This is a genomic window from Streptomyces sp. NPDC001828, assembly GCF_042892175.1.
Classification (GTDB): domain Bacteria; phylum Actinomycetota; class Actinomycetes; order Streptomycetales; family Streptomycetaceae; genus Streptomyces.
Window position 1 is genome coordinate 564,288 of sequence record NZ_JBIATV010000003.1, and the last position, 22,139, is coordinate 586,426.

At 69.3% G+C, this 22,139-nt stretch carries 22 protein-coding genes; 6 read left to right on the forward strand and 16 right to left on the reverse strand.

What is annotated here, in order from left to right; translation table 11 throughout:
- Positions 1–436 precede the first annotated feature (436 nt).
- The 6 genes from ACFYZA_RS13945 to ACFYZA_RS13970 form a co-directional block, all read right to left on the reverse strand.
- Complete coding sequence (locus tag ACFYZA_RS13945; RefSeq protein ID WP_388490180.1) at positions 437–1,009, reverse strand: Uma2 family endonuclease; 573 nt, start codon at positions 1,007–1,009, stop codon at positions 437–439.
- 306 nt (positions 1,010–1,315) lie between these two features.
- A complete protein-coding gene (locus tag ACFYZA_RS13950) occupies positions 1,316–2,689 on the reverse strand; it encodes a dicarboxylate/amino acid:cation symporter (RefSeq protein ID WP_388490183.1) in 1,374 nt (457 codons plus the stop codon).
- A gap of 445 nt (positions 2,690–3,134) precedes the next feature.
- Positions 3,135–3,431: a DUF4229 domain-containing protein gene (locus tag ACFYZA_RS13955; protein ID WP_382590861.1), complete on the reverse strand. Its 297-nt coding sequence runs from the start codon at positions 3,429–3,431 to the stop codon at positions 3,135–3,137.
- Positions 3,432–3,531: 100 nt separating this feature from the next.
- Positions 3,532–4,056 (reverse strand): GNAT family N-acetyltransferase, encoded by a 525-nt coding sequence (locus tag ACFYZA_RS13960; RefSeq protein ID WP_388490186.1) that lies wholly within the window; start codon positions 4,054–4,056, stop codon positions 3,532–3,534.
- Positions 4,057–4,065: 9 nt separating this feature from the next.
- Positions 4,066–5,229 (reverse strand): aminofutalosine synthase MqnE, encoded by a 1,164-nt coding sequence (gene mqnE / locus ACFYZA_RS13965; RefSeq protein ID WP_100578736.1) that lies wholly within the window; start codon positions 5,227–5,229, stop codon positions 4,066–4,068.
- Between the two features lie 55 nt (positions 5,230–5,284).
- On the reverse strand, positions 5,285–5,734 hold the full coding sequence (locus tag ACFYZA_RS13970; RefSeq protein ID WP_100578735.1) for an Lrp/AsnC family transcriptional regulator: 450 nt from the start codon (positions 5,732–5,734) through the stop codon (positions 5,285–5,287).
- A gap of 142 nt (positions 5,735–5,876) precedes the next feature.
- Between ACFYZA_RS13970 and ACFYZA_RS13975 the strand changes: the two genes are divergently transcribed.
- Complete coding sequence (locus ACFYZA_RS13975) at positions 5,877–6,002, forward strand: hypothetical protein (RefSeq protein ID WP_262985355.1); 126 nt, start codon at positions 5,877–5,879, stop codon at positions 6,000–6,002.
- Here the strand turns inward: ACFYZA_RS13975 and ACFYZA_RS13980 are convergent.
- The 3 genes from ACFYZA_RS13980 to ACFYZA_RS13990 form a co-directional block, all read right to left on the reverse strand.
- Entirely contained in the window at positions 5,999–6,715 is a 717-nt protein-coding gene (locus tag ACFYZA_RS13980) for a UbiX family flavin prenyltransferase (RefSeq protein ID WP_382591037.1), read from the reverse strand. The genes ACFYZA_RS13975 and ACFYZA_RS13980 overlap by 4 nt on opposite strands.
- Positions 6,716–6,791: 76 nt before the next feature.
- Positions 6,792–7,694, reverse strand: a complete 903-nt coding sequence (gene mqnP / locus ACFYZA_RS13985; RefSeq protein ID WP_382590852.1) for a menaquinone biosynthesis prenyltransferase MqnP — start codon at positions 7,692–7,694, stop codon at positions 6,792–6,794.
- Positions 7,694–9,151 carry a menaquinone biosynthesis decarboxylase gene (locus tag ACFYZA_RS13990; RefSeq protein ID WP_382590849.1) on the reverse strand — a complete coding sequence of 486 codons (1,458 nt, stop codon included), beginning with the start codon at positions 9,149–9,151 and terminating at the stop codon, positions 7,694–7,696. Before ACFYZA_RS13990 ends, mqnP begins: the two co-directional genes overlap by 1 nt.
- An 88-nt stretch (positions 9,152–9,239) precedes the next feature.
- Here ACFYZA_RS13990 and ACFYZA_RS13995 point away from each other — a divergent pair, with 88 nt between their 5' ends.
- Positions 9,240–9,515 (forward strand): PLD nuclease N-terminal domain-containing protein, encoded by a 276-nt coding sequence (locus ACFYZA_RS13995; RefSeq protein ID WP_388490192.1) that lies wholly within the window; start codon positions 9,240–9,242, stop codon positions 9,513–9,515.
- 299 nt (positions 9,516–9,814) lie between these two features.
- On the opposite strand, the gene ccsB is transcribed toward ACFYZA_RS13995, so the two are convergent.
- The 7 genes from ccsB to hemL all read right to left on the reverse strand — a co-directional run bounded on the left by ccsB (position 9,815) and on the right by hemL (position 17,681).
- Positions 9,815–10,906 (reverse strand): c-type cytochrome biogenesis protein CcsB, encoded by a 1,092-nt coding sequence (gene ccsB, locus ACFYZA_RS14000; RefSeq protein ID WP_388490195.1) that lies wholly within the window; start codon positions 10,904–10,906, stop codon positions 9,815–9,817.
- A complete protein-coding gene (locus ACFYZA_RS14005; protein WP_382590841.1) occupies positions 10,903–12,606 on the reverse strand; it encodes a cytochrome c biogenesis protein ResB in 1,704 nt (567 codons plus the stop codon). Before ACFYZA_RS14005 ends, ccsB begins: the two co-directional genes overlap by 4 nt.
- 3 nt (positions 12,607–12,609) lie before the next feature.
- Complete coding sequence (locus tag ACFYZA_RS14010) at positions 12,610–13,371, reverse strand: cytochrome c biogenesis CcdA family protein (RefSeq protein WP_382590838.1); 762 nt, start codon at positions 13,369–13,371, stop codon at positions 12,610–12,612.
- A gap of 7 nt (positions 13,372–13,378) precedes the next feature.
- Positions 13,379–13,987, reverse strand: a complete 609-nt coding sequence (locus ACFYZA_RS14015) for a TlpA family protein disulfide reductase (RefSeq protein WP_382590835.1) — start codon at positions 13,985–13,987, stop codon at positions 13,379–13,381.
- A gap of 77 nt (positions 13,988–14,064) precedes the next feature.
- Positions 14,065–15,288, reverse strand: coding sequence for a hypothetical protein (locus ACFYZA_RS14020; RefSeq protein ID WP_388490200.1), 1,224 nt, complete (start codon positions 15,286–15,288; stop codon positions 14,065–14,067).
- Positions 15,289–15,666: 378 nt separating this feature from the next.
- Positions 15,667–16,362 (reverse strand): histidine phosphatase family protein, encoded by a 696-nt coding sequence (locus ACFYZA_RS14025; RefSeq protein WP_388490203.1) that lies wholly within the window; start codon positions 16,360–16,362, stop codon positions 15,667–15,669.
- Entirely contained in the window at positions 16,359–17,681 is a 1,323-nt protein-coding gene (hemL, locus tag ACFYZA_RS14030; RefSeq protein WP_388490206.1) for a glutamate-1-semialdehyde 2,1-aminomutase, read from the reverse strand. The genes ACFYZA_RS14025 and hemL overlap by 4 nt, the downstream gene beginning before the upstream one ends.
- A gap of 174 nt (positions 17,682–17,855) precedes the next feature.
- Between hemL and ACFYZA_RS14035 the strand changes: the two genes are divergently transcribed.
- From ACFYZA_RS14035 to ACFYZA_RS14050, 4 genes are all read left to right on the forward strand, one after another.
- A complete protein-coding gene (locus ACFYZA_RS14035; protein ID WP_382591034.1) occupies positions 17,856–18,440 on the forward strand; it encodes a hypothetical protein in 585 nt (194 codons plus the stop codon).
- Positions 18,441–18,638: 198 nt separating this feature from the next.
- A complete protein-coding gene (locus ACFYZA_RS14040) occupies positions 18,639–19,034 on the forward strand; it encodes a molybdopterin-binding protein (RefSeq protein ID WP_382590823.1) in 396 nt (131 codons plus the stop codon).
- Positions 19,035–19,193: 159 nt separating this feature from the next.
- Complete coding sequence (gene modA, locus ACFYZA_RS14045) at positions 19,194–20,012, forward strand: molybdate ABC transporter substrate-binding protein (protein ID WP_382591031.1); 819 nt, start codon at positions 19,194–19,196, stop codon at positions 20,010–20,012.
- Positions 20,013–20,117: 105 nt separating this feature from the next.
- Entirely contained in the window at positions 20,118–22,085 is a 1,968-nt protein-coding gene (locus tag ACFYZA_RS14050; RefSeq protein WP_388490209.1) for an ABC transporter permease, read from the forward strand.
- Positions 22,086–22,139 lie beyond the last annotated feature (54 nt).

Sequence of the window (22,139 nt, forward strand, 5' to 3'; positions counted from 1 at the left end):
GAGCAGGCCGCTCCGCCTATGACGAGATTTCGGACGAGAGAGGTCACCGATGTCCTTTCGGGCAGGGGTGAGCACGATCTCGCATCCCCCCGACGCGTGTAATGAAGAAGTAAATACTCCTGCAGAAAATACCCTTGCTTGCCCACGCCCTGTCAAACCCGAACTCCCATTGTGAACTGGGTCACAGGAAGTTCACAGGGTGCTCGCTCCGGGATTTTGGGAAGGATATTTCGACCAGGTCCCAGCAGCCGTGCAGCAGTACGAGAGTGAACTGGCAAAGACTCATCAGCATGAATCGATGAGCCTGTAAAGCATCTCGGAGATTGGCGGCGCCATTGGGCGTCGCCAATCTTGTCAAGTCAGCCGGGTGGACGAACCCGACTGCGGTGGGAGCAGCGGGCGCGGTCGGAGCCGCGGGATGGACGCCGGTACTCCGTTACGGCACCAGGCTGTTGAGGTCGATGTCGAGAGCGAAGGGCACCGAGGTCTTCAGCCCGACTCGGTGAATGCCGGTGGGCACGTACGTACTGGTCATCGTGTCCAGTTCGTAGGTATGGACAGCGGGCACTCCAGCCTCGTCCTCCACGCGCCAGAAGTGAGTGATCCTGGCCTGGGCGTACTTGAACGGCTTGAGGGAGCGGTCCCGGTCGGCCGATTCCTCCGAGACGACCTCGATGACGAGCGTGACGTCGCTGGGCGCGTACCACGTGCGGTCCGGGTCGTATGCGGCAGTGGCGACCAGGATGTCGGGTTCGGGGCGGCTCTTGTTGTCGAGTCGGACCGTCATCTCCCGCTCGACCTCGATCCCCGCGGGAGCCGCCTGCCGCAGGGCGAAGGTCATGTTCTCCACCAGCCGCGAGTGCCAGGACCGCTGCGGCGACATCATGAAGATCAGGGCTCCGTCAATGAGTTCCGTGTGCCGCGGTGCCTGGGAGAGGTGGTCGAGGTCGTCGGCTTCCCAGCCGCTGGGCCTGGGCGGGATCATCCAGTCGGGGAGTTCGGCAGTCACGGCTTCTCCAGGCGGTGCAGGGGAGCAGTCAGGGGCCTTGATCTCGAATCAGGACACGGCCATGGACCTGACTTCAGCGTAGTTGATGCCATCGCTCAATGACCGGTACGTGGCGAATCACCACGGATGGCAGTCGGTCAGCGGCCGGGCGGTCAGGACGCTTTCGCGCCCACCCGCCGATGTGCGCGAGTACCCCGGCTCGTATGCGGCTGAACACGAGCCCTGCCGAACCCGGCCCACCCACACGCCGACGCCCGCGCCCCCAACAGGCGGGGCGCGGGCGTCGGCGGGTGTCGGAGGAGGGGGTCAGGCGGCGGCCGTCACCGGGGTCTGCTCCTGCGTCGTGCGGGGCTCGTACTCGTCGTCCACCGGCGACAGGTGCACCGAGTCGAACGCGTCGCGGTTCAGGATGTTCTCCCGGGCCGACACGATGACCGGGACCAGCGCCTGGCCCGCCACGTTCGTGGCCGTGCGCATCATGTCCAGGACCGGGTCGATGGCCATGAGCAGGCCGACGCCCTCCAGGGGCAGGCCCAGGGTGGAGAGGGTCAGGGTCAGCATGACCGTGGCGCCGGTGAGGCCGGCCGTCGCGGCGGAGCCGATGACCGACACGAAGGCGATCAGGACGTAGTCACCGATGCCGAGGTGCACGTCGAAGATCTGGGCGATGAAGATGGCCGCGAGCGCCGGGTAGATCGCGGCGCAGCCGTCCATCTTGGTGGTGGAGCCGAACGGCACCGCGAAGGACGCGTACTCCTTGGGCACACCGAGACGCTCGGTGACCTTCTGGGTCAGCGGCATCGTGCCCACCGAGGAGCGGGAGACGAAGGCCAGCTGGATCGCGGGCCAGGCGCCCTTGAAGAACTGGAGCGGGTTGACCTTGGCGACGGTGGCCAGCAGCACCGGGTAGACACCGAACATCACCAGGGCGCAGCCGATGTAGACGTCCGCGGTGAAGGTGGCGTACTTGCCGATGAGGTCCCAGCCGTAGTCGGCGATGGCGAAGCCGATGAGGCCGAGCGTGCCGAGCGGGGCGAGCCGGATGACCCACCACAGGGCCTTCTGGAGGAGTTCGAGAACGGCCTCGCTGAGCGTGAGGATCGGCTTGGCCTTCTCGCCGAGCTGGAGCAGGGCGATGCCGGCGACGGCGGCCATGAACACGATCTGCAGGACGTTGAGTTCGGTGAACGGCGTCACCACGTCCGTCGGGATGATGCCCGTCAGGAAGTCCAGCCAGGAGCCCGTGTGCTTGGGCAGCTTGCCGTCCTTCGGGGTCAGGCCGGTGCCCGAGCCGGGGTTGGTGAGCAGCCCGATGGCGAGGCCGATGGCCACCGCGATCAGCGACGTGATCATGAACCAGAGCAGCGTGCGGGTGGCCAGCCTGGCGGCGTTGTTGACCTTGCGCAGGTTGGTGATCGACACCAGGATCGCGAAGAAGACGAGCGGCGCGACGGCCAGCTTCAGGAGCTGGACGAAGATGTCGCCGATCTGCCCGAGGGTGTCCTTCAGCCAGCTGATGTCCTGGCTGCGGGCGAGCCAGCCGAGCAGACCGCCGAGCACGAGACCGGCGATGATCTGGGCCCAGAACGGGAACTTCGAGGATATGGAGAAGCCGGGCTTGGCCTTCTTCTCCTGATCGGCCGCGGGGGTCGCGGAGGGCGCGGAGGGCGCGGAGGACACGGAAACACTCCCGGGTGAGCGAAGACGGGGACGTTCAGACGGATGAGCGCGGCGCCCGTTCACAAGGGACTGGTCAGCGTGGACCGGTCACGTAAGGCTGGGGACACCGCCGCATGATGCCGGGGTCAGACGTCGCGGCAACAGACCGCGGACATGCAGCGGCAGAGGTCGACATGCAGACGCGCCACGAGCGGAACGGCTCCGCCGGTGGGGTGCTGGTGCACTGCTGCTGTCTTCATGTCGAACACGTTAACACTTGAACTTTGAGGACCTCAAAGCAGTTCTTTTACCCCGCCCTTGCCACAGAACGGCCCGGCGCCCTCGCCAACGCGCCCTGACGGCCGCGAAACCGCGACGGCCCGGGTCCGGAGCGGTGCGCTCGGGACCCGGGCCGGCCGGGATGTGTGAGGTGACTAACGCGGGGCGTCTCACCTGGTGGGCGGGCCTACTGGGCGAGGCCGTCCTCCTGGGTGCGGTTCGCGTCGAGCTTCGCCTTGGCGCTCGCCACCTTGGTGACGATCTGGGCGGACATCGCGTCGCGCTGCTTGCGCAACAGGACGAAGCTGAGCGGCGCGGAGATGACGAGCGCGAGCAGGACGACCCAGATGAGGTTCGAGTTGCCGTTGCCCTTGGGCACGATGCCGAACTGGACCAGCAGGCCGACGAACACCAGGCTGCCGATGAAGATCCCCACGCGCAGCATGGTGTACCAGATGGTGGCGCTCGGCTTTGCGGCGTTCACGACTGACCTTCTCTCTACGGTGGCCCCTGCCCGACTAGTGAAGCACGCCCACAATTGGATCAGTTCAGCGGGCGGAGAACTCGCCCCGGCCTCACCGGCCTCAGGTGAGGGGCAGCAGCATGATGATGTCGTCCCGGACGTCGCCCTCGGCGACCCGGATCGCGCCGGGCACCCGCCCGACCTCCTTGTAACCGCACGAGCCGTAGAACCGGTCGACGCCGGTGCCGCCCCGGCAGGTGAGCCGGATCGCCTCGATGCCGTCGAGGCCGCGTACCGCGTCGGCGGCCGCCGCCATGAGGTCGCGGCCGTAGCCCTTGCCCTGGTGTCCGGGGTGCACCATGACGGTGTACAGCCACACCCAGTGGGCCATGAGGCGGTGGGTGTTGAAGGCGATGAACGCGGTGGCGGCCACCCGGCCGTCCTCGTCGAACCCGACGAGCAGCCGCATCCGCCCCTCGGCCATGGCCGTGAAGTGCTTGACCAGGTCGGGCCGTACGTCCTCGACGGAGACCGGCGGTACGAAGCCGACGGCCCCGCCCGCGTTGGACACCTCGGCCCACAGGGCGAGGAGTCCGTCGCGAAGGGCGGGCGTGACCGGCGGGTCGAGCCGGAACGTCAGTGCCACGGGGCCCGCTCAGAAACGCATGGCCTGGGGCGCTTCGCGCAGACCCGCTTCCGGCCCCGGGTACTCGCGGATGATCTCGTACCGCGTGTTGCGCTCCACGGGGCGGAAGCCGGCCTCGCGGATGAGGTCGAGCAGGTCGTCCCGGGTGAGCTTGTTCGGGGTGCCGTAGTTGTCGGCGTCGTGCGTGATCTTGTACTCGACGACCGAGCCGTCCATGTCGTCGGCGCCGTGCTGGAGCGCGAGCTGGGTGGTCTGCAGACCGTGCATGACCCAGAAGCACTTCACGTGCGGCACGTTGTCGAACAGCAGGCGCGAGACCGCGAAGGTCTTCAGGGACTCGGCACCGGTCGCCATCGTGGTGCGCGCCTGGAGCTTGTTGCGGACCTTGCCGTCCTGCATGTCCACGAAGTCGTGCTGGTAGCGCAGCGGGATGAAGACCTGGAAGCCGCCGGTCTCGTCCTGGAGCTCGCGGAGCCGCAGCACGTGGTCGACGCGGTGGCGCGGCTCCTCGATGTGCCCGTACAGCATGGTCGCGGGGGTCTTGAGACCCTTCTCGTGGGCGAGGCGGTGGATGCGCGACCAGTCTTCCCAGTGCGTGCGGTGGTCCACGATGTGCTGGCGGACCTCCCAGTCGAAGATCTCCGCGCCGCCGCCGGTCAGCGATTCGAGACCGGCGTCGATGAGCTCGTCGAGGATCTCGGAGGCGGTCAGGCCGGAGATCGTCTCGAAGTGGTGGATCTCGGTCGCCGTGAACGCCTTCAGCCCGACGTTCGGCAGCGCCTCCTTGAGGGCCTTGAGCGAGCGCGGGTAGTAGCGCCAAGGGAGCGTCGGGTGGAGCCCGTTGACGATGTGCAGCTCGGTGAGGTTGTCGTTCTCCATCGCCTTGGCGAGGCGGACGGCCTCCTCGATGCGCATCGTGTACGCGTCCTTCTCGCCCGGCTTGCGCTGGAACGAGCAGTACGCGCACGACGCCGTGCACACGTTGGTCATGTTGAGGTGACGGTTCACGTTGAAGTGGACGACGTCGCCGTTCTTCCGCGTGCGCACCTCGTGGGCGAGCCCGCCGAGCCAGGCCAGATCGTCCGACGCGTAGAGCGCGACGCCGTCCTCGCGGCTGAGCCGCTCACCGGCGCGGACCTTCTGCTCCAGCTCGCGCTTGAGTCCCGCGTCCATCAAGGCCGCCTCCCATACGTGTGTCTTTCAGGCTCCACCAAAGGTACGCCCCGCCCTACTCGGGAAGTTCCCCGACCCGGTTCTCCCACTTCGTGGAGAGCACGATCGTGGTGCGGGTGCGCGAGACGCCCTTGGTCGAGCCGAGCCGGCGGATCGTCTTCTCCAGGCCGTCCACGTCACCGGCCCGGATCTTGAGCATGTACGAGTCGTCGCCCGCGATGAACCAGCAGTCCTCGATCTCGGCCAGATCGCGAAGCCGGCGCGCCACGTCCTCGTGGTCGGCGGCGTCCGAGAGGGAGATGCCGATCAGCGCGGTGACGCCGAGGCCGAGCGATGCCGAGTCGACGGTGGCGCGGTATCCGGTGATGACACCGGCGGCCTCCAGACGGTTGATGCGGTCGGTGACGCTGGGGCCGGAGAGCCCGACGAGCCGGCCCAGTTCCGCGTACGAGGCCCTGCCGTTCTCGCGCAGTGCCTGGATGAGCTGCCTATCGACGGCGTCCATATGCCTGAAGCCTTCCATTGTTCAGCGATACCGCGAGTTTAAGTGTAGAATCTAAGGCATGCAGGGCCAACACCCTGCGAATCATTCAGCTGCTTGCATAATTTTCCAGCAGATCAAAGACGATCTTTCAGGAGTTGTCACCGTGTACACGATCGAGATGGCCTACGCCCGGATGCGCGAGCTTCAGGACCTGGCCAACCGGTCCCGTGCCCACCAGCCGTCCGCGACGAAGCCCCGCGCCCCCAAGCGCGCCGCCAAGAAGCGCTAGTCCTCGCGGGGGCCTCCTCCGAGGTCTCGGCTCCGCTCGGCCCCGGGACGTCCCGAGCCGAGCTCTCCCTCCCAACGGCGGTACAGACCGTGCGGCACCCCTGCCGCATCCAGTACGCGCCCCGCGACGAAGTCCACCAGATCCTGGATGTGCGTCGCCCCCGCGTAGAACGCCGGAGAGGCGGGCAGCACCACGGCGCCCGCCTCGTCCAGTGTCACCAGGTGCCCGAGCGTCTGACCGTTCAACGGCGTCTCGCGCACCGCGACCACCAGCTTCCGCCGCTCCTTGAGCGTCACGCTCGCGGCCCGCTGCAACAGGTCCTTCGAAAGCCCGAGCGCGACCCCGGCCACACAGGCCGTCGACGCCGGCACGATCAGCATCCCCTTCACCGGATACGAGCCCGACGAGGGCCCCGCCGCCAGATCCCCCGCCGCCCAGTGCCGTACGTCCGAGACGTCGAGCGCGCCGAAGGTGTCCGGCTTGCCGTCGGCGCCCCGCGCCAGCCAGGTCCGCAGGTCTTCTTGCCAGTGCGCGTCGCGGAACGCGATGCCCGTCTCGTCGAGCAGCGTCAGGCGCGAGGCACGCGAGACCACCAGGTCGACGCTCTCGCCCGCGGCGAGCAGCCCGCGCAGCACCGCCGCCGCGTAAGGCGTCCCCGACGCACCCGAAACGCCGACGATCCAGGGCGTGCGCTGCTGACTGTGTACGTTCACGTGCTCCACGTGTCCGAGCCTATCCGGCGGCCCCCGGGCGGGGCCGGGTCAGGTGTCGCACCTGGCCGGTCGGGAACTACACCGTCAGGCCCCGCACCAGCAGGTCGAGCAGCGCGCACACGAAGAGCGCGATCCCGATGAAGCCGTTGACCTGGAAGAACGCGCGGTTGAGGCGGGACAGGTCGTGCGGCTTGACCAGGGTGTGCTCGTACAGGAAGGCCGCGAGCACGATGAGCAGACCCAGCCAGAAGAAGAACCCGGCGCCGGTCGCGAGGGCGTACCAGACGAGCAGGGCCATGGTCACGGAGTGGCAGCCGCGCGCACCGTAGATCGCCGCCGGGATGCCGAAGCGGGCCGGCACCGACTTCACGCCGTGGCCGCGGTCGGCCTCGACGTCCTGGCAGGCGTAGATCAGGTCGAAGCCGCCGATCCAGATGCCGATGGCGAGACCGAGGATCACCGCGTCCCACGACCACGAGCCGGTGACCGCGATCCAGGCGCCGACCGGACCCATGGCCTGCGCGAGGCCGAGGATGGCCTGCGGGAAGTTGGTGAACCGCTTCCCGTACGGATAGACCACCATCGGGATCACCGCGACCGGCGCGAGGGCCAGGCACAGCGGGTTGAGGGCGGCGGCCGCGCCGAGGAAGACGACGAGCGCGATGGCCGCGCCCGTCCAGGCCGAGCGCACCGACACCGCGCCGGTGACCAGCTCACGGCCCGCGGTGCGCGGGTTACGGGCGTCGATCTCGCGGTCGATGATGCGGTTGCAGGCCATCGCGAAGGTACGCAGGCCCACCATCGCGACGGTGACCAGGAGCAGCCGCCCCCAGTGGATGTTCTTGTCGAGCTGGAACATCGCGGTCAGCGCGGCGGTGTAGGCGAAGGGCAGCGCGAAGACCGAGTGCTCGATCATGACCAGGCGCAGGAACGCCTTGGTCCGCCCCGGCTGGGGCACTGCTGCGGCTGAGGCACTCACTAGAGCCCGTACTCCTTCCAGCGGCGGTCGACCTTCGACGCCGTCCGCGGGTCCGACTCGACCATGGCGGGCCAGCCGCCGTCGCGCGTGTAGCCCTCCTCGGGCCACTTCGCGGTCGCGTCGATGCCCGCCTTGCCGCCCCAGAACTGCTGGTAGGAGGCGTGGTCGAGATGGTCGACCGGGCCTTCGACGACGGTGAGGTCGCGGGCGTAGTCGGTGTTCCCGAAGGCCCGCCAGGACACTTCGTGCAGATTGTGGACGTCACAGTCGGCGTCCACGATCACGATCAGTTTGGTGAGCGACATCATGTGCGCGCCCCAGATGGCGTGCATCACCTTCTGCGCGTGCTTCGGGTACTTCTTGTCGATCGAGACGATCGCGCAGTTGTGGAAGCCGCCGGACTCCGGCAGGTGGTAGTCCACGATGTCCGGCACGATGATCTTGAGGAGCGGCAGGAAGAACCGCTCGGTGGCGCGGCCGAGCGGCCCGTCCTCGGTCGGCGGACGCCCCACCACGATGGACTGGAGCAGCGGGCGCCTGCGCATCGTGACGCAGTCGATCGTCAGCGCGGGGAACGGTTCCTGCGGGGTGTAGAAGCCGGTGTGGTCGCCGAACGGGCCCTCGGGCAGCATCTCGCCCGGCTCCAGCCAGCCCTCGATGACGACCTCGGCGTTGGCCGGGACCTGGAGCGGCACGGTCTTGCAGTCGACCATCTCGATCCGCTTGCCCTGGATGAACCCGGCGAAGAGGTACTCGTCGATGTCGCCCGGCAGCGGCGCGGTCGAGGCGTACGTGACGGCCGGCGGGCAGCCGAAGGCGATCGCCACCGGCAGCCGCTCGCCGCGCTTGGCGGCGACCGCGTAGTGGTTGCGGCTGTCCTTGTGGATCTGCCAGTGCATGCCGATGGTGCGCTTGTCGTGGCGCTGGAGGCGGTAGAGACCGAGGTTGCGCACGCCCGTCTCGGGGTGCTTGGTGTGCGTGAGGCCGAGGTTGAAGAACGAGCCGCCGTCCTCGGGCCAGGTGAACAGCGCGGGCAGCTGGTCCAGGTCCACGTCGTCGCCGGTCAGGACGACCTCCTGGACGGGGGCGGCCTCCTGCTTCACCTTCTTCGGCGGCACGTGCACCATCGAGCCGAGCTTGCCGAAGGCCTCGCGGATGCCGACGAAGCCCTGCGGCAGCTCCGGCTTGAGCAGCCCGCCGATCTTGTCGCTGATCTCCTCGTACGACTTGAGGTCGAGCGCCTTGAGCAGCCGGCGGTCGGTGCCGTACACGTTCATGGCCAGGGGCATGGAGGCGCCCTTGACGTTCTCGAAGAGGAGGGCGGGGCCGCCGGCCTTGTTGACCCGGTCGACGATCTCGCCGACTTCGAGGTACGGGTCGACCTCGGCCTTGATGCGCTTGAGGTCGCCCTCGCGCTCCAGCGCCCTGAGCAGGGATCGGAGATCGTCGTAAGCCATGGGGTCAAGTATCGGGCACCCGATACCCTGGGCCGGTCACCGGGGCCGAGGCACGGCCCGCAACCGTTCCCGGGGGGACCGCCCAACCATGCTCAGGTATCTGCCGTTCCTGCTGGTCCTGGCGCTGTGGATCTACGCGTTCATCGACTGCCTGAACACCCCCGAGGCGGAGGTCAAGGGCCTCCCCAAGGTGGTGTGGATCATCATCGTGCTGCTCTTCGGCGAGGTCCTGGTCGGGCCGGTCGCCTGGCTCCTCGCGGGCAAGGTCCGCCGGGCCCCGACGCGCTGGACCGCCCCGGACGACAATCCGGAGTTCCTGGCGTCCCTGGAGGACCGCAAGCGCCGCGACTTGGGCGAGGGCTAGCCCCGCGAGGGCGCTCGTCCTCAATCTCCCCCAAGGCCTCAAGGGCCAGGGGGACCCCCATGACGGGCTGGGTATGCCCCTGTTCCAGCCCCGCAAGGGGCGCGGGGAACTGCGCGATCGGCACGGACGGTCCGCAGCCGTACTCAGTCCCCCGGAGGGTTTCGGGAAGGGGCGGGGTGGGGGCGAACTCCCGGGGTCCGGGGCGGCGCCCCAGGAGTCCTTGTCCGCGGACCGTGCGCGGTTGCTCGCGCAGTTCCCCGCGCCCCTGACAGCACCGGGGCAGGCCCGCGCCCAGGGGGTTACACGCCCGCGTAGGAGTGCTTGCCGTTGACGAAGATGTTCACGCCGTAGTAGTTGAACAGCCAGCAGCCGAACGCGATCAGCGCGAGCGTCGCCGCCTTGCGGCCCTTCCAGCCGGCCGTGGCGCGGGCGTGCAGGTAGCAGGCGTACGCGACCCAGGTGATGAAGGACCAGGTCTCCTTCGGGTCCCAGCCCCAGTACCGGCCCCACGCGTCGCCCGCCCAGATCGCGCCGGCGATGATCGTGAACGTCCACAGCGGGAAGACCGCCGCGTTCACGCGGTAGGCGAACTTGTCGAGCGAGGCCGCGGCCGGCAGCCGCTCCAGGACCGACGTCGCGAAGGCACCCGGCTTGCCGCCCTCGGCGAGCTTCGACTCGTATCGGTCGCGGAAGAGGTACAGGATCGTGGCGACCGCGCCCACGTAGAACACCGCGCCGCAGAAGATCGCGGTGGAGACGTGGATCCACAGCCAGTACGAGTGCAGCGCCGGAACCAGCTGGTCACTCGCGGTGTAGAGCACGGTGACGGCGAGGCCGAGGTCGAGCAGGACCGTGGTGACCAGGGGAAGGCCGAGCCAGCCGACGTTCTTCTTCAGGGCGAGCAGCGCCAGGTACACGCCGACCGCGACCGTGGAGAAGGTCAGGTTGAACTCGTACATGTTGCCCCACGGCGCCCGCTGCACGGACAGCGCGCGGGTGAGCACACCGCAGAACTCGATGAGGAAGGCGAGCACCGTCAGGGAGACGGCGATGCGGCCGTAGAGGTCGCCCTTCTCGTCACCGCCGGAGGCCCCGGGGCCGTCCGGCACGTCACGGGTGCCGGCGGCCGAGCGGGTCACGACCTTGGGGCGCTCCAGGACCGCGGTGCCGCCGTTCTTCGTGGCGACCTCGACCTTCACGGTGCCCGCGTCCTTGGCCTGCTGCCCGGCGCCGGTGAGCGCGGCGGCCGTACGGGCGACCTTGCTGCGGCTGCCGAAGAGCCACTCGGCCATGTTGGCGAAGAAGGCCAGGAGATACACGGCCATCGACGAGTAGATCAGGTAGTTGCTGGTGTGGGCCAGGCTCTCATTGGTGGTGGCGGCGAGATTCACTTCTCAGCCCCTTCGGCAGGAACAACTGAGGGTTCGGGTTCTGGATCCGGCGCGGTCGGCGCCTGTGGGATGAGCGTGACCGCGAGATCGGCCAGCTCCTCGGGAAGCTTCGCGGACTCACTGCGGCCGAGCCCGGCCATCTCGACGACGGTCACTCCGTCGTCGCCCCTGACGGCCCGGACCCAGATCCGGCGGCGCTGGATGAACAGCGAGCCGGCGAGTCCCGCGATGGCACCGATCGCGCCGGTGAGGGCGAGGCCGTTGCCCGGCTGGTGGGAGATCTGGAAGCTCGCCCACTGCTTGATGGGGCCCTTGTCGAAGGTGATCGACCCGGCGCCGTCGGGGAGTTGAAGGGTCTCGCCGGGCAGCAGCAGCTTCTTGAGGATCTTGCCCTGGTCGTCCTTGAAGGGCTGGATCGAGCGGCTGCTGGTGTCCAGCTGGTACACGTTCTTCGGCAGACCCGAGTTGAGGCCGAGGTCGCCGTGGTAGGCACCGATGTTGAGGACCGGGAAGTCGGCCGCCGGGAACTTCGAGAACATCTGGGTCGCGCCGGTGCCCTTGCCGCCGAACGTGGGCACGAAGAACGCGGCGAAGCCGAGCTGGTCCTTGTTGCCCTTGGCGTCGCGGTAGCCGTCGAGCACCTTGATGGCGCCGCTGGAGGTCAGGTTGTTGTCCATCGGCAGCAGCGGCGTCGCGCCGTGGAAGACGACGTTGCCCTTGCCGTCCTTGACGGTGACCGACGGCGCGTAGCCGTGCGAGAGCAGGTAGACCTTGGAGCCGTCGACCACGAGCGGCTTGTTGACCTCGACGGTCTTCTGCTGCGACTTGCCCTCGGCGCCCTCGGAGTACGTCAGGTGCGCCTTGAACTCGCGGGCCGTGCCCAGCTCCGGCCCGCTGCGCTCGTACGTCGCGTCGAAGCGGTCCAGGGTGAAGCTGAACGGCGCCAGGTCCTCGGTGTTGAAGAGCGAGCCCGACCTGAAGTCGTCGTACTGGGTGAGGGTGTTGGAGAACCCGTCGCCCTGGACGATCAGCTTGCCGCCCTCGGACTTGAAGAGCTGGCCGGTGGCGAACGCGACCAGGATCACGATCAGGGAGACGTGGAAGATCAGGTTGCCGGCCTCGCGCAGGTAGCCCTTCTCGGCGGCGACCGCGTCCGAGCTGATCCGGGCGCGGAAGCGGCGCTTCTTGAGCATGGCGAGCGCGGCCTCGCGGACCTGCTCGGGGTCCGCCCCGGTCCGCCAGGTCGTGTACGCGGGCAGCCGGGTCAGGCGGCCGGGCGCGGCCGGCGGCCGGCCGCGCAGCTGGCCGACGAACTGCCAGGTGCGCGGCACGATGCAGCCGATGAGCGAGACGAACAGCAGGATGTAGATCGCCGAGAACCACACCGAGCTGTAGACGTGGAAGAGGCCGAGCTTCTCGTAGATCGGCGAGAGGGTGTCGTGCCGCTTCTGGAAGTCGGCGACCTTCATCTCGTCGACGCTGGTCTGCGGGATCAGCGAGCCGGGGATGGCGCCGAGCGACAGCAGGAAGAGCAGGATCAGGGCGACCCGCATCGAGGTCAGCTGCCGCCAGAACCAGCGGAACCAGCCGATCACGCCGATGCCGACGGGGCCGTTGGACCGTTCCTCGGTGGGGGCGGTGGAGAGCTGTGCCCCGGCCTCGCCGAGGTCGGGCTCCGGAGTCGATTCGGTCTTGCTCATGCGTCAGACACCCACCTGAAAGCCTTGGGACCAGCCCTGTACCTGCTGGACGAGCTCCGCCCAAGCGCCGGTGAGCAGCAGCACGCCGGTCACGATCATCATGCCGCCGCCGATCCGCATCACCCATACGTAGTGCTTCTTGACCCAGCCGAAGGCGCCGAGCGCCTTGCGGAAGGCGACCGCCGCGAGCACGAACGGCAGCCCGAGGCCGAGACAGTACGCGACCGTCAGTATGGCCCCGCGGCCGGCGCTCGCCTGGTCCATCGCGAGCGCGTTCACCGAGGTGAGCGTGGGGCCGAGGCACGGCGTCCAGCCGATGCCGAAGAGCGCGCCGAGCAGCGGGGCCCCGGCGAGCCCGGTCACCGGCCGCTTGTGGACGCGGAATTCGCGCTGGGTCATCCACGGCATGAGGCCCATGAAGAAGACGCCCATCAGGATCATCAGCACGCCGAGGATCTTGGAGAGCGTGGTGCTGTGGTCCTGGAGGTTCTGGCCGAAGTAGCCGAACAGCGCGCCGCCGGAGACGAAGACGGCGGTGAAGCCCAGGACGAACAGACCGGCGCCCGCGACCATGCGGCCGCGCCGGGCCTCGGCCAGATCGGTGCCGGTGACCCCGGTGACGTACGAGAGATAGCCGGGGACCAGGGGCAGAACGCAGGGCGAGAAGAAGGAGACGAGGCCGCCGAGTACGGCGACCGGCAGGGCCACGAGCAGGGCCCCGCTGAAGACCGTTTCGTTCATCGAGCCGACGGCGGCCAGTGCCATCACGCGATCACTTCTCCGCGATCAGCGGGTCGATCATCTGGTGCAGCTTGGCGTCGTCGAGCGCCATCAGGGCACGTGCGGCGATCTTTCCGTTCCGGTCGAGAACGATCGTCGACGGAATGGCCTGCGGATTCAGGCTGCCCTTCGGGAAACGCAGAATGAGCTTGCCGATCGGGTCGTACAGGCTCGAATAGTCGACGCCGAATTCCTTCTCGAACTGCTGGGCCGGGCCCTTGTCGGTGTCGCGGGTATTGATCCCGACGAACTCGACGCCCTTGGACTTCGTCTCCTTGGAGACCTTGGCCAGATACGGTGCCTCGGCCCGACAGGGCGCGCACCACGAGCCCCAGACGTTCAGCACGACGATCTTGCCCTTGAGGGAGGCGACGTCGAGCTGCTTGCCGTCGACGGTGGCACCGGACAGTTCCGGGGCGTTCTGGCGGTCGCCCTTGGCGACGGTGGCGATGCCGCCGGTGCCGGTGACGAACTTGGTGTCACCGGAACCACCGGACGTACCACCGGAACCGCAGGCCGTCAGGGTCAGCGCACCGGCGGCCGCGGCAGCCGCGGCCAGCGTCAGGGTGCGACGGCGGCGGAAGGCAGGACTCACGGACATGTGAAAAGTTTCGCATGTCTGTTTCGGGGATCTTCCGCGCCCCCCTGACTGCCCGTAAAGCCCCTTGTCAGGAACGCCTAAACGGCCTGGAGAAACGTGTTCCAGCCACCGGTGGGGGCCTGTCCCACGCCGAGCGTGCGGAGCTGGGCGAGCACCTTCGGGTCCTGCACGTCGAGCCAGTCGCAGTACTGCTTGAAGGAGACGAGCCTCACATCCTTCTTCTCGTCCCGCTTCGCCGCGATGCCCTTGAAGGCCTCTTCCACGGCGTCCATGTAGATGCCGCCGTTCCACTGCTCGAAGTGGTTTCCGATGTAGAAGGGCGCGCGGTTCGTCTCATAGGCGCGCTTGAATCCGGCGAGATAGGCCTCGGTGGCCTGCTTGCGCCAGCCCGGGTAGTTGGCCGGCGGCGCCTTGGTCGAATTCTTCGACTGGTTGGCGAGGATGTTGTAGTCCATCGAGAGGACCTGGAACGAGTGCCCGGGGAAGGGTATTTGCTGGAGCGGCAGGTCCCACAGGCCGTGCCGCTTGACCGGCCACACCTGGGTGCCGCCGGGCGAGGAGGCGTCGTAGCGCCAGCCCAGCTTCTGCGCGGTGGGCAGCAGGTTGTCCTGGCCGAGCAGGCAGGGGGTGCGGCCGCCGGCGAGCTCGCGCTTGTAGTCGAACGGCAGCGGGTCCTCGTCCGTCCAGCCGGTGTTCGTCTTCCACTTGGTGACGAAGTCGATCGCCTGGTCTATCTCGCTCTGCCACTGGGCGGCGGTCCAGTGCTCGACCGTGCCGCGTCCGGTGCAGAAGTGACCGTTGAAGTGGGTGCCTATCTCGTGTCCGTCGGTCCAGGCCTGGCGGACGTACTTCAGCGTCTCCTTGATGTGCGGGTCGGAGAGGTAGCCGATGTCGGAGGCGCCGACCGCGTTGTTCGGCGGCCGGTAGAGGCGCTTCTTGGCCTCGGGCAGCAGATACAGGCCGGACAGGAAGAACGTCATGCCCGCGCCGTGGTCCTTGGCGAGCTGGAGGAAGCGCGGGAAGAGGCCGTTGCCGACCTCGCCGGCGCCGTCCCAGGAGAAGATGACGAACTGGGGCGGGGTCTCGCCGGGCTGGAGCGGAACGGGCTTCTCGGGCTGGTGCGGCTGCTTGCCGGTGTCGGCCGTGGAACCGTCGCCAATCAGTTTCGCGTCGGCCTTCTTGGCGGCCGCGTCGCCGCTCTCGCCGCCGCCCTTGCCACTCGACCCGCTACCGCTGCCGCCCGAAGTACCGCAGCCGGCCAGGCCGGCCGCCGCCGCGGCCCCCAGACCCAGTCCCAGCATGCCCCTTCGGCTGACGTTCCGGCCGATCTCCCGCATAAGCCCGTCCGTTCCCATCGCTTCGCACCGTCGTCTCGTCGTCCTCGAAGCCCAAGCGCGTCACCGCAGTTGGGCAATCTGTGAGATGCCGGGTGAAACCTGGCCGGTTCCACACAGCTCGCACAAATCTTCGTAAACCGTACGAGATGCGGGTGTGGGTCCAGGGGGCGGGGGGTGAAGGTCCTGCGAACGGCGTCACGGGGCGGGCTGGCCGGGCGGGCTGGCTGGGGGCTGGCTGGTCGGTCGGGCGGCCGGGTTGGGCGCGGGCCGGTGGGCCGACGGGCTGGCCGGGGTGATCCGGCCAGCCGGAGACGTCAGGTCGTCGACGTCAGCTCGTCGACGTCAGGCGCCGAACGCCTTGGACTTGCCCTTGACCGGCTTGGCGCCCGCCAGCAGGTGCGCCGGTACGAGATCGCGGGCGGGCTCGCTGTAGCCCACGGACACGATCCGGTCGCCCTGGTAGGTGAAGCTGGTGAGCGAGGCCAGCGTGCACTGCCGCTTGCGCGGGTCGTGCCAGAGGCGCCGCTTCTCGGCGAAGCTGCGCACGATCCAGATCGGCAGCTGGTGGCTGACGCACACCGCCTCATGACCCCGGGCCGCGTCGCGCGCCGCGTCCAGGGCGCCCATCATCCGCACGACCTGCTCGACGTACGGCTCGCCCCACGACGGGCGGAACGGGTTCGTGAGGTACTGCCAGTTGGCGGGCTTGCGCAGCGCGCCGTCGCCCACGCCGAAGGTCTTGCCCTCGAAGACGTTGCCCGCCTCGATGAGCCGCGGGTCGGTCGCCAGGTCCAGGCCGTGCGCCTTGGCGATCGGGTCCGCAGTCTCCTGGGCGCGCTCCAGCGGGGAGGCGACGACGTGCGTGATGTCACGGCCCGCCAGGTGCTCGGCGACCCGGTCGGCCATCTGCCGGCCGAGCTCGGAGAGGTGGTAGCCGGGACGCCGCCCGTAGAGCACGCCGTCCGGGTTGTGCACCTCGCCGTGGCGCATCAGGTGCACGACGGTCAGGTCGTTCTCGGCGTTGCTGTTCTCGCTCATGCGGTGGCCTCCGCTGCGGCGCGGGCGGCGGCGGGCAGCGCGGCCGCGATGCGCTCGATCGCGCGCTCGTCGTGGGCGGTCGACACGAACCAGGACTCGAACGCCGAGGGCGGCAGATAGACGCCCTGCGACAGCATCGAGTGGAAGAACCCGTTGAAGCGGAAGGACTCCTGCTTCTTCGCGTCGTCGTAGTCGCGGACCTCGTCGGCCGTGAAGAAGACGGAGAACATGTTGCTCGCCGTCTGCAGCCGGTGGGCCACGCCCTCCTTGCTGAGCGCGCCGGTGACCAGCGCCTGGATCTCCCGCGAGACGGCGTCGACCTTGGCGTACGCCGCGTCGTCGAGCAGCCGCAGCTGGGCGAGACCGGCGGCGGTCGCGATCGGGTTACCGGAGAGGGTGCCCGCCTGGTAGACGGGGCCGGCCGGGGCGAGGTGGCCCATGACGTCGGCGCGGCCGCCGAACGCCGCGGCCGGGAAGCCGCCGCCCATGACCTTGCCGAACGTCATGAGGTCAGGCACGACGCCGTCGACGCCGAACCAGCCGGCCTTCGAGGTGCGGAAGCCGGTCATCACCTCGTCCGAGATGTACAGCGCGCCGTTCTTCGCACAGGCCGCCTTCAGGCCCGCGTTGAAGCCGTCCGCCGGCGGTACGACACCCATGTTGCCGGGCGACGCCTCGGTGATCACACAGGCGATCTCGCCCGGGTTGGCGTGGAACGCCGCGTGCACCGCGTCCAGGTCGTTGTACGGCAGCACGATCGTGTCGCCGGCCTGGGCGCCGGTCACACCGGGGGTGTCGGGGAGGCCGAACGTGGCGACCCCGGAACCGGCGGCGGCGAGCAGCGCGTCCACATGTCCGTGGTAGCAGCCTGCGAACTTGATCACCTTGGCTCGGCCGGTGAAGCCGCGCGCCAGGCGGATCGCGGACATGGTCGCCTCGGTGCCCGAGGACACCAGGCGGACCTGCTCGACCGGCTCGATCCGGGCCACGATCTCCTCGGCGAGCGCGACCTCGCCCTCGCCGGGCGTACCGAAGGAGGTGCCGCGCGCGACGGCCTCCCGCACGGCGGCGACGACCTCCGGGTGCGCGTGCCCGAGGATCATCGGGCCCCACGAACACACCAGGTCGACGTACTCGCGGCCGTCGGCGTCGGTCAGGTAGGGCCCCGTACCGGACACCATGAACCGGGGCGTACCGCCCACGGCCCGGAAGGCACGGACGGGGGAGTTCACACCGCCGGGCGTCACGGCGGACGCGCGGTCGAAGAGGTTCTGCGAAACTGGGGCGTCGTATTCGTACGGATAGCTCACACCCGCCATGGTGGCAGAGGCCCGGACGTTCTTGCGGACTGGTGTTTCACCGCACCCGCGCTGGGGAGGTCAATGACACGATGATCCGCAGATGATCGTGTTGCATCGGCGGATGATCGGGTTGCGCGGTGGGGGCCGCGGCATCTACAAAGCAGTCGGGCTACAAGCAGTCGGGTGAAGGATATGCATCGCGGTGGCGGACTGGGCGAGGGGACCGATGACCGGGGCCCCGAGCGCGCCCACCGGCGGGGACGGCACCGGCGGCGCGACGCCCAGGACCGGATCGACCGGGTCGGGGACGGCGCTGTGGCGGGGAACGGAAGTGGCCGGGTGGGGGTGACCTACAAGTACTTCGGCGCTCCGGACGGCGCGACCGCGGCCAGGGTGCCCGTCACCATGCGCCCGGAGGAACTCGGCGGCGACGAGCTGGGCATGGGCGGCATGTTCACCAAGATCAAGCCGGAGACGATGGCCGCGATGGTCCTCACCGGCATCCAGGGCATACCGCTGCACAAGGTCCCACCGCTGGAACTGGTCGTCCTCCATCCCGACTACGCGGTGGTCAAGCTCCCCATGACGGTCGTCGACCCGCTGCGCGGCGTCGGCGAGGAGTCGGTGGGCGCCGCCGCCTTCATATGGTCCACGGTCCCGGACCGCGGCGGCCCGCGTGACGCGTTCAACGTCTACCAACTCCTGCACGAATGGCAGGACTTCTCGCACCGGCTGCACGAGGCGGGGCATCAGCCGTACTGCCTGGTCTGGCCCTGAGCGCCGCGAGCGCCCTGAGCCGATGAGCGCGGCCGATGAGCGCGGGGGCCGCCGACGGGCCCGCCGCGAGGCTGCGGGGAGGGCCCCCGAGGATGCCGCCGGCCGGCTTGGACCTTCGTCCATTTGGCCCCGCAGCTGCGACGTATGTTCCGACGGACCCTTTGTATATGCGACGCGAAGCCGCCTATCTTGTCGCACATGCAGTCCTACACCATCGGCCAGGCAGCGCGTCTGCTCGGCGTCAGCCCCGACACCGTGCGCCGCTGGGCCGACGGCGGCCGCGTCACGACCCATCGTGACGAAGGCGGCCGCCGACTCATCGACGGGCGGGATCTGGCCGCCTTCTCCATCGAAGTCGGCCAGTCCTCCAACAGCGAGGAAGAGGTGCCCTACACCTCTGTCCGCAACGCCTTCCCCGGCATCGTCACCGCCGTCAAGCTCGGTGACGTCGCCGCCCAGGTCGAGATCCAGGCCGGCCCGCACCGGCTCGTCTCCCTCCTGACCCGGGAGGCCGTCGAAGAGCTGGGCCTTGAGGTGGGCATGCAGGCCACCGCGCGGGTGAAGTCCACCAGCGTGCACGTCGACCGCACCTAGGCCGACAACAGGCCACTTCACGTACGTCCCCGCGGCGTCGCCCTTCCCCAGTGCCCGACGGCCATCCGACCCGGATGCCGCCGGTGCACCCGACGGGGGAAGCCCTCACCTCCCGGCGCGGCTCGTCAAGCATCCGAAGGAGCTCCATCCATGTCTGTCATGGCTCTCAGTACCCAGCGCCGCCGCGCCGCCGCGGCCGTCGTCTCCGCCGCCCTGCTCATCCCGCTGGCCGCGGCCTGCGGCAGCAGCAAGGACAGCGGCAGCAGCGACAAGAGCGCCTCCCCGTCCGGCAGTTCCAGCTCCGCCCCGAAGGCCGCGCAGCTGACCGTGCTCGCCGCGTCCTCGCTGACCGACGTCTTCAAGGCGGCCGGCGCCGCCTACGAGAAGGAGAACCCGGGCACGCACGTCAAGTTCTCCTTCGCCGGTTCGCAGGAGCTGGCGGCCCAGGTCAAGCAGGGCGCCCCGGCGGATGCCCTGGTGACGGCGGACACCAAGACGATGGACGGCCTCAAGGCCGATGTGAACGACTCGTCGGTCATCGCCAAGAACCGTCTGGTCATCGCGACCGGCAAGGGCAACCCGAAGAAGGTCGAGGACCTCAAGGGCCTGACCGACACCAACCTGAAGGTCGTCCTCGCCGCCCCCGAGGTGCCGGTCGGCCGCTACAGCAAGCAGGTCCTGGACAAGCAGCACCTCACGGTGAAGCCGGTCTCCCAGGAGCCCAACGTCCGCGCGGTCCTGTCCAAGGTCGAGCTGGGCGAGGCCGACGCGGGCATCGTCTACAAGACCGACGCCGCCTCCGCCAAGGGCAAGGTCGACACGATCGACATCCCCGACGCGCAGAACGCCGTGGCCTCCTACCCGGCGGCGACCCTCAAGGCTTCGAAGAACGCCGACGCCGCCGCCGCGTTCGTGAAGTGGCTCTCCACCCCCGAGGCGCAGAAGATCCTGGCGGACGCGGGCTTCCAGCAGCCGTAACCGGCCCGCCTCCCCTGGCCGAAACCGCTCCAACTCCCTTGCGTTGTCTGCCCGTTCGCACCGGGCGGGCAGACACCGCGCCTCCAGGACACCGGGGGAATCCTCATGACCCGCAGCCGCTCCGGCACCCGTCGGCGCCCGCCCGTCGCTCTGGCGCTGCCCGCGCTGCTCGCCATCGCGTTCCTCCTGATGCCGCTCCTCGGCATCCTGGCCCGCACCTCCTGGGGCGAGCTCGGCACACATCTGACCGGCCCCGACGTCACCGAGGCCCTGCGGCTCTCGCTCCTCGTCTCGTTCTGGGCACTGGGCCTCTCCCTTCTTCTCGGTGTGCCCCTGGCCTGGCTGCTCGCCCGGGTCGACTTCCCGGGCAAGTCCCTGGTGCGCTCGCTCGTCCTGCTGCCGATGGTGCTGCCGCCCACGGTCGGCGGCGTGGCCCTGCTGCTCGGGTTCGGGCGGCGCGGACTGCTCGGGCCCTGGCTGGAGGGCACCTTCGGCATCACGCTGCCCTTCCACACCTCGGGCGCGATCGTCGCGGCCACCTTCGTGGCGATGCCCTTCCTCGTCATCAGCCTGGAGGGCGCACTCGGCGGGCTGCGGCCCCGTTACGAGGAGACCGCGGCCTCGCTCGGCGCCTCCCCGGTGCGGGTGTTCTTCACCGTGACGCTGCCGATGGTCGCCCCGGGCCTGGCCGCCGGCGCGGCGCTCACCTGGGCGCGGGCACTGGGCGAGTTCGGCGCGACGATCACCTTCGCGGGCAACCTCCCCGGCACCACCCAGACCCTCCCCCTCCAAGTCTACCTCCTGCTCCAGGACTCACCGGAGGCCGCGACCTCCGTCTCCCTCCTGCTGCTCGCCATCGCCATGGCGGTGCTCATCGCCCTGCGCGGCCGCTGGACCGGCGGCGCCTCGGTACGCGGCGCCGGGCCCTCCCGCGCCGTCTCGGACACCCCCGCCCCGGACGCCGACCCCGCCCCGGCCGCCCCAGAGCACTCCGCCCCACCAGCGGATGAGGATCTCAACTCACGCGCCTTCAAGGAGAGTTGGTCCCTCGACGCCGACGTCACCGGCTTCAACGAGCTGACCCTGCACGCCGAGCCCGGAACGACGATCGCGGTGGTCGGCGAGAACGGGGCCGGCAAGACCACCCTGCTGCGCGCCCTGCTCGGCCTCACCGACCGCGCCCACGCCACCCTCCACCTCGGCGACCTCGACGTCACCGCGCTGCCGCCCCACAAGCGCGGGGTCGCCTGGGTCCCCCAGGACGGCGCGCTGTTCCCGCACCTCAGCGCCCTCACCAACACGGCTTACGGGCTGCGCGCCCAGGGCTTCGCCCGCCGGGAGGCACGGGTCGCGGCCCAGCAGTGGCTCGACCGCCTCGGCGTCGGCCACCTCGCCCACCGCAAACCCGCCCAGCTCTCCGGCGGCCAGGCCCAACGCGTCGCCCTCGCAAGGGCATTGGCCGCGAAACCCCGGCTCCTCCTCCTCGACGAACCCCTCGCCGCCCTCGACCAGACCACCCGCGCCCACGTCCGCCACACCCTGCGCACCCACCTCGCCGGCTTCACCGGCGTCTGCCTCATCGTCACCCACGACCCCGTCGAGGCCGTCTCCCTCGCCGACCGCGTCCTCGTACTCGACGCCGGGCGTACCCTCCAGGACGCCCCGCCCGCCGAGGTCACCCGCAACCCCCGCTCCCCCTGGGTCGCCCGCATGCTCGGCCGCAACGCCTGGCCCGGCCGAGCCGACGGCGACGGGCTCGCACTCAACGACGGCGGACACATCGTCGCGGCGGAACAACTACCTCCGGAGACACGGGCGTTGGCCATCATCGCCCCCGAATCGGTGGCCCTTCACCGCACCCGTCCCGACGGCAGCCCCCGCAATGTCTGGTCCGGCACCGTCCGCGAGGTCACGGCAAGCGGGAGCAGGCTGCGCGTACTCATCGGGTCCGCCGAGTGCCCCGACCTGATCGCGGAGGTCACCCCCGACGCGGCGGCCGAGCTCGGCCTCGTAGAAGGAGCCGCCGTGTGGTCCAGCGTGAAGGCCACCGAGGTGACCCTCGTATCCCTGTGAGCCGGCGCCTCTAGACTGGCCCCGGGCGACGACAGACAGGGCCACCACACCGAG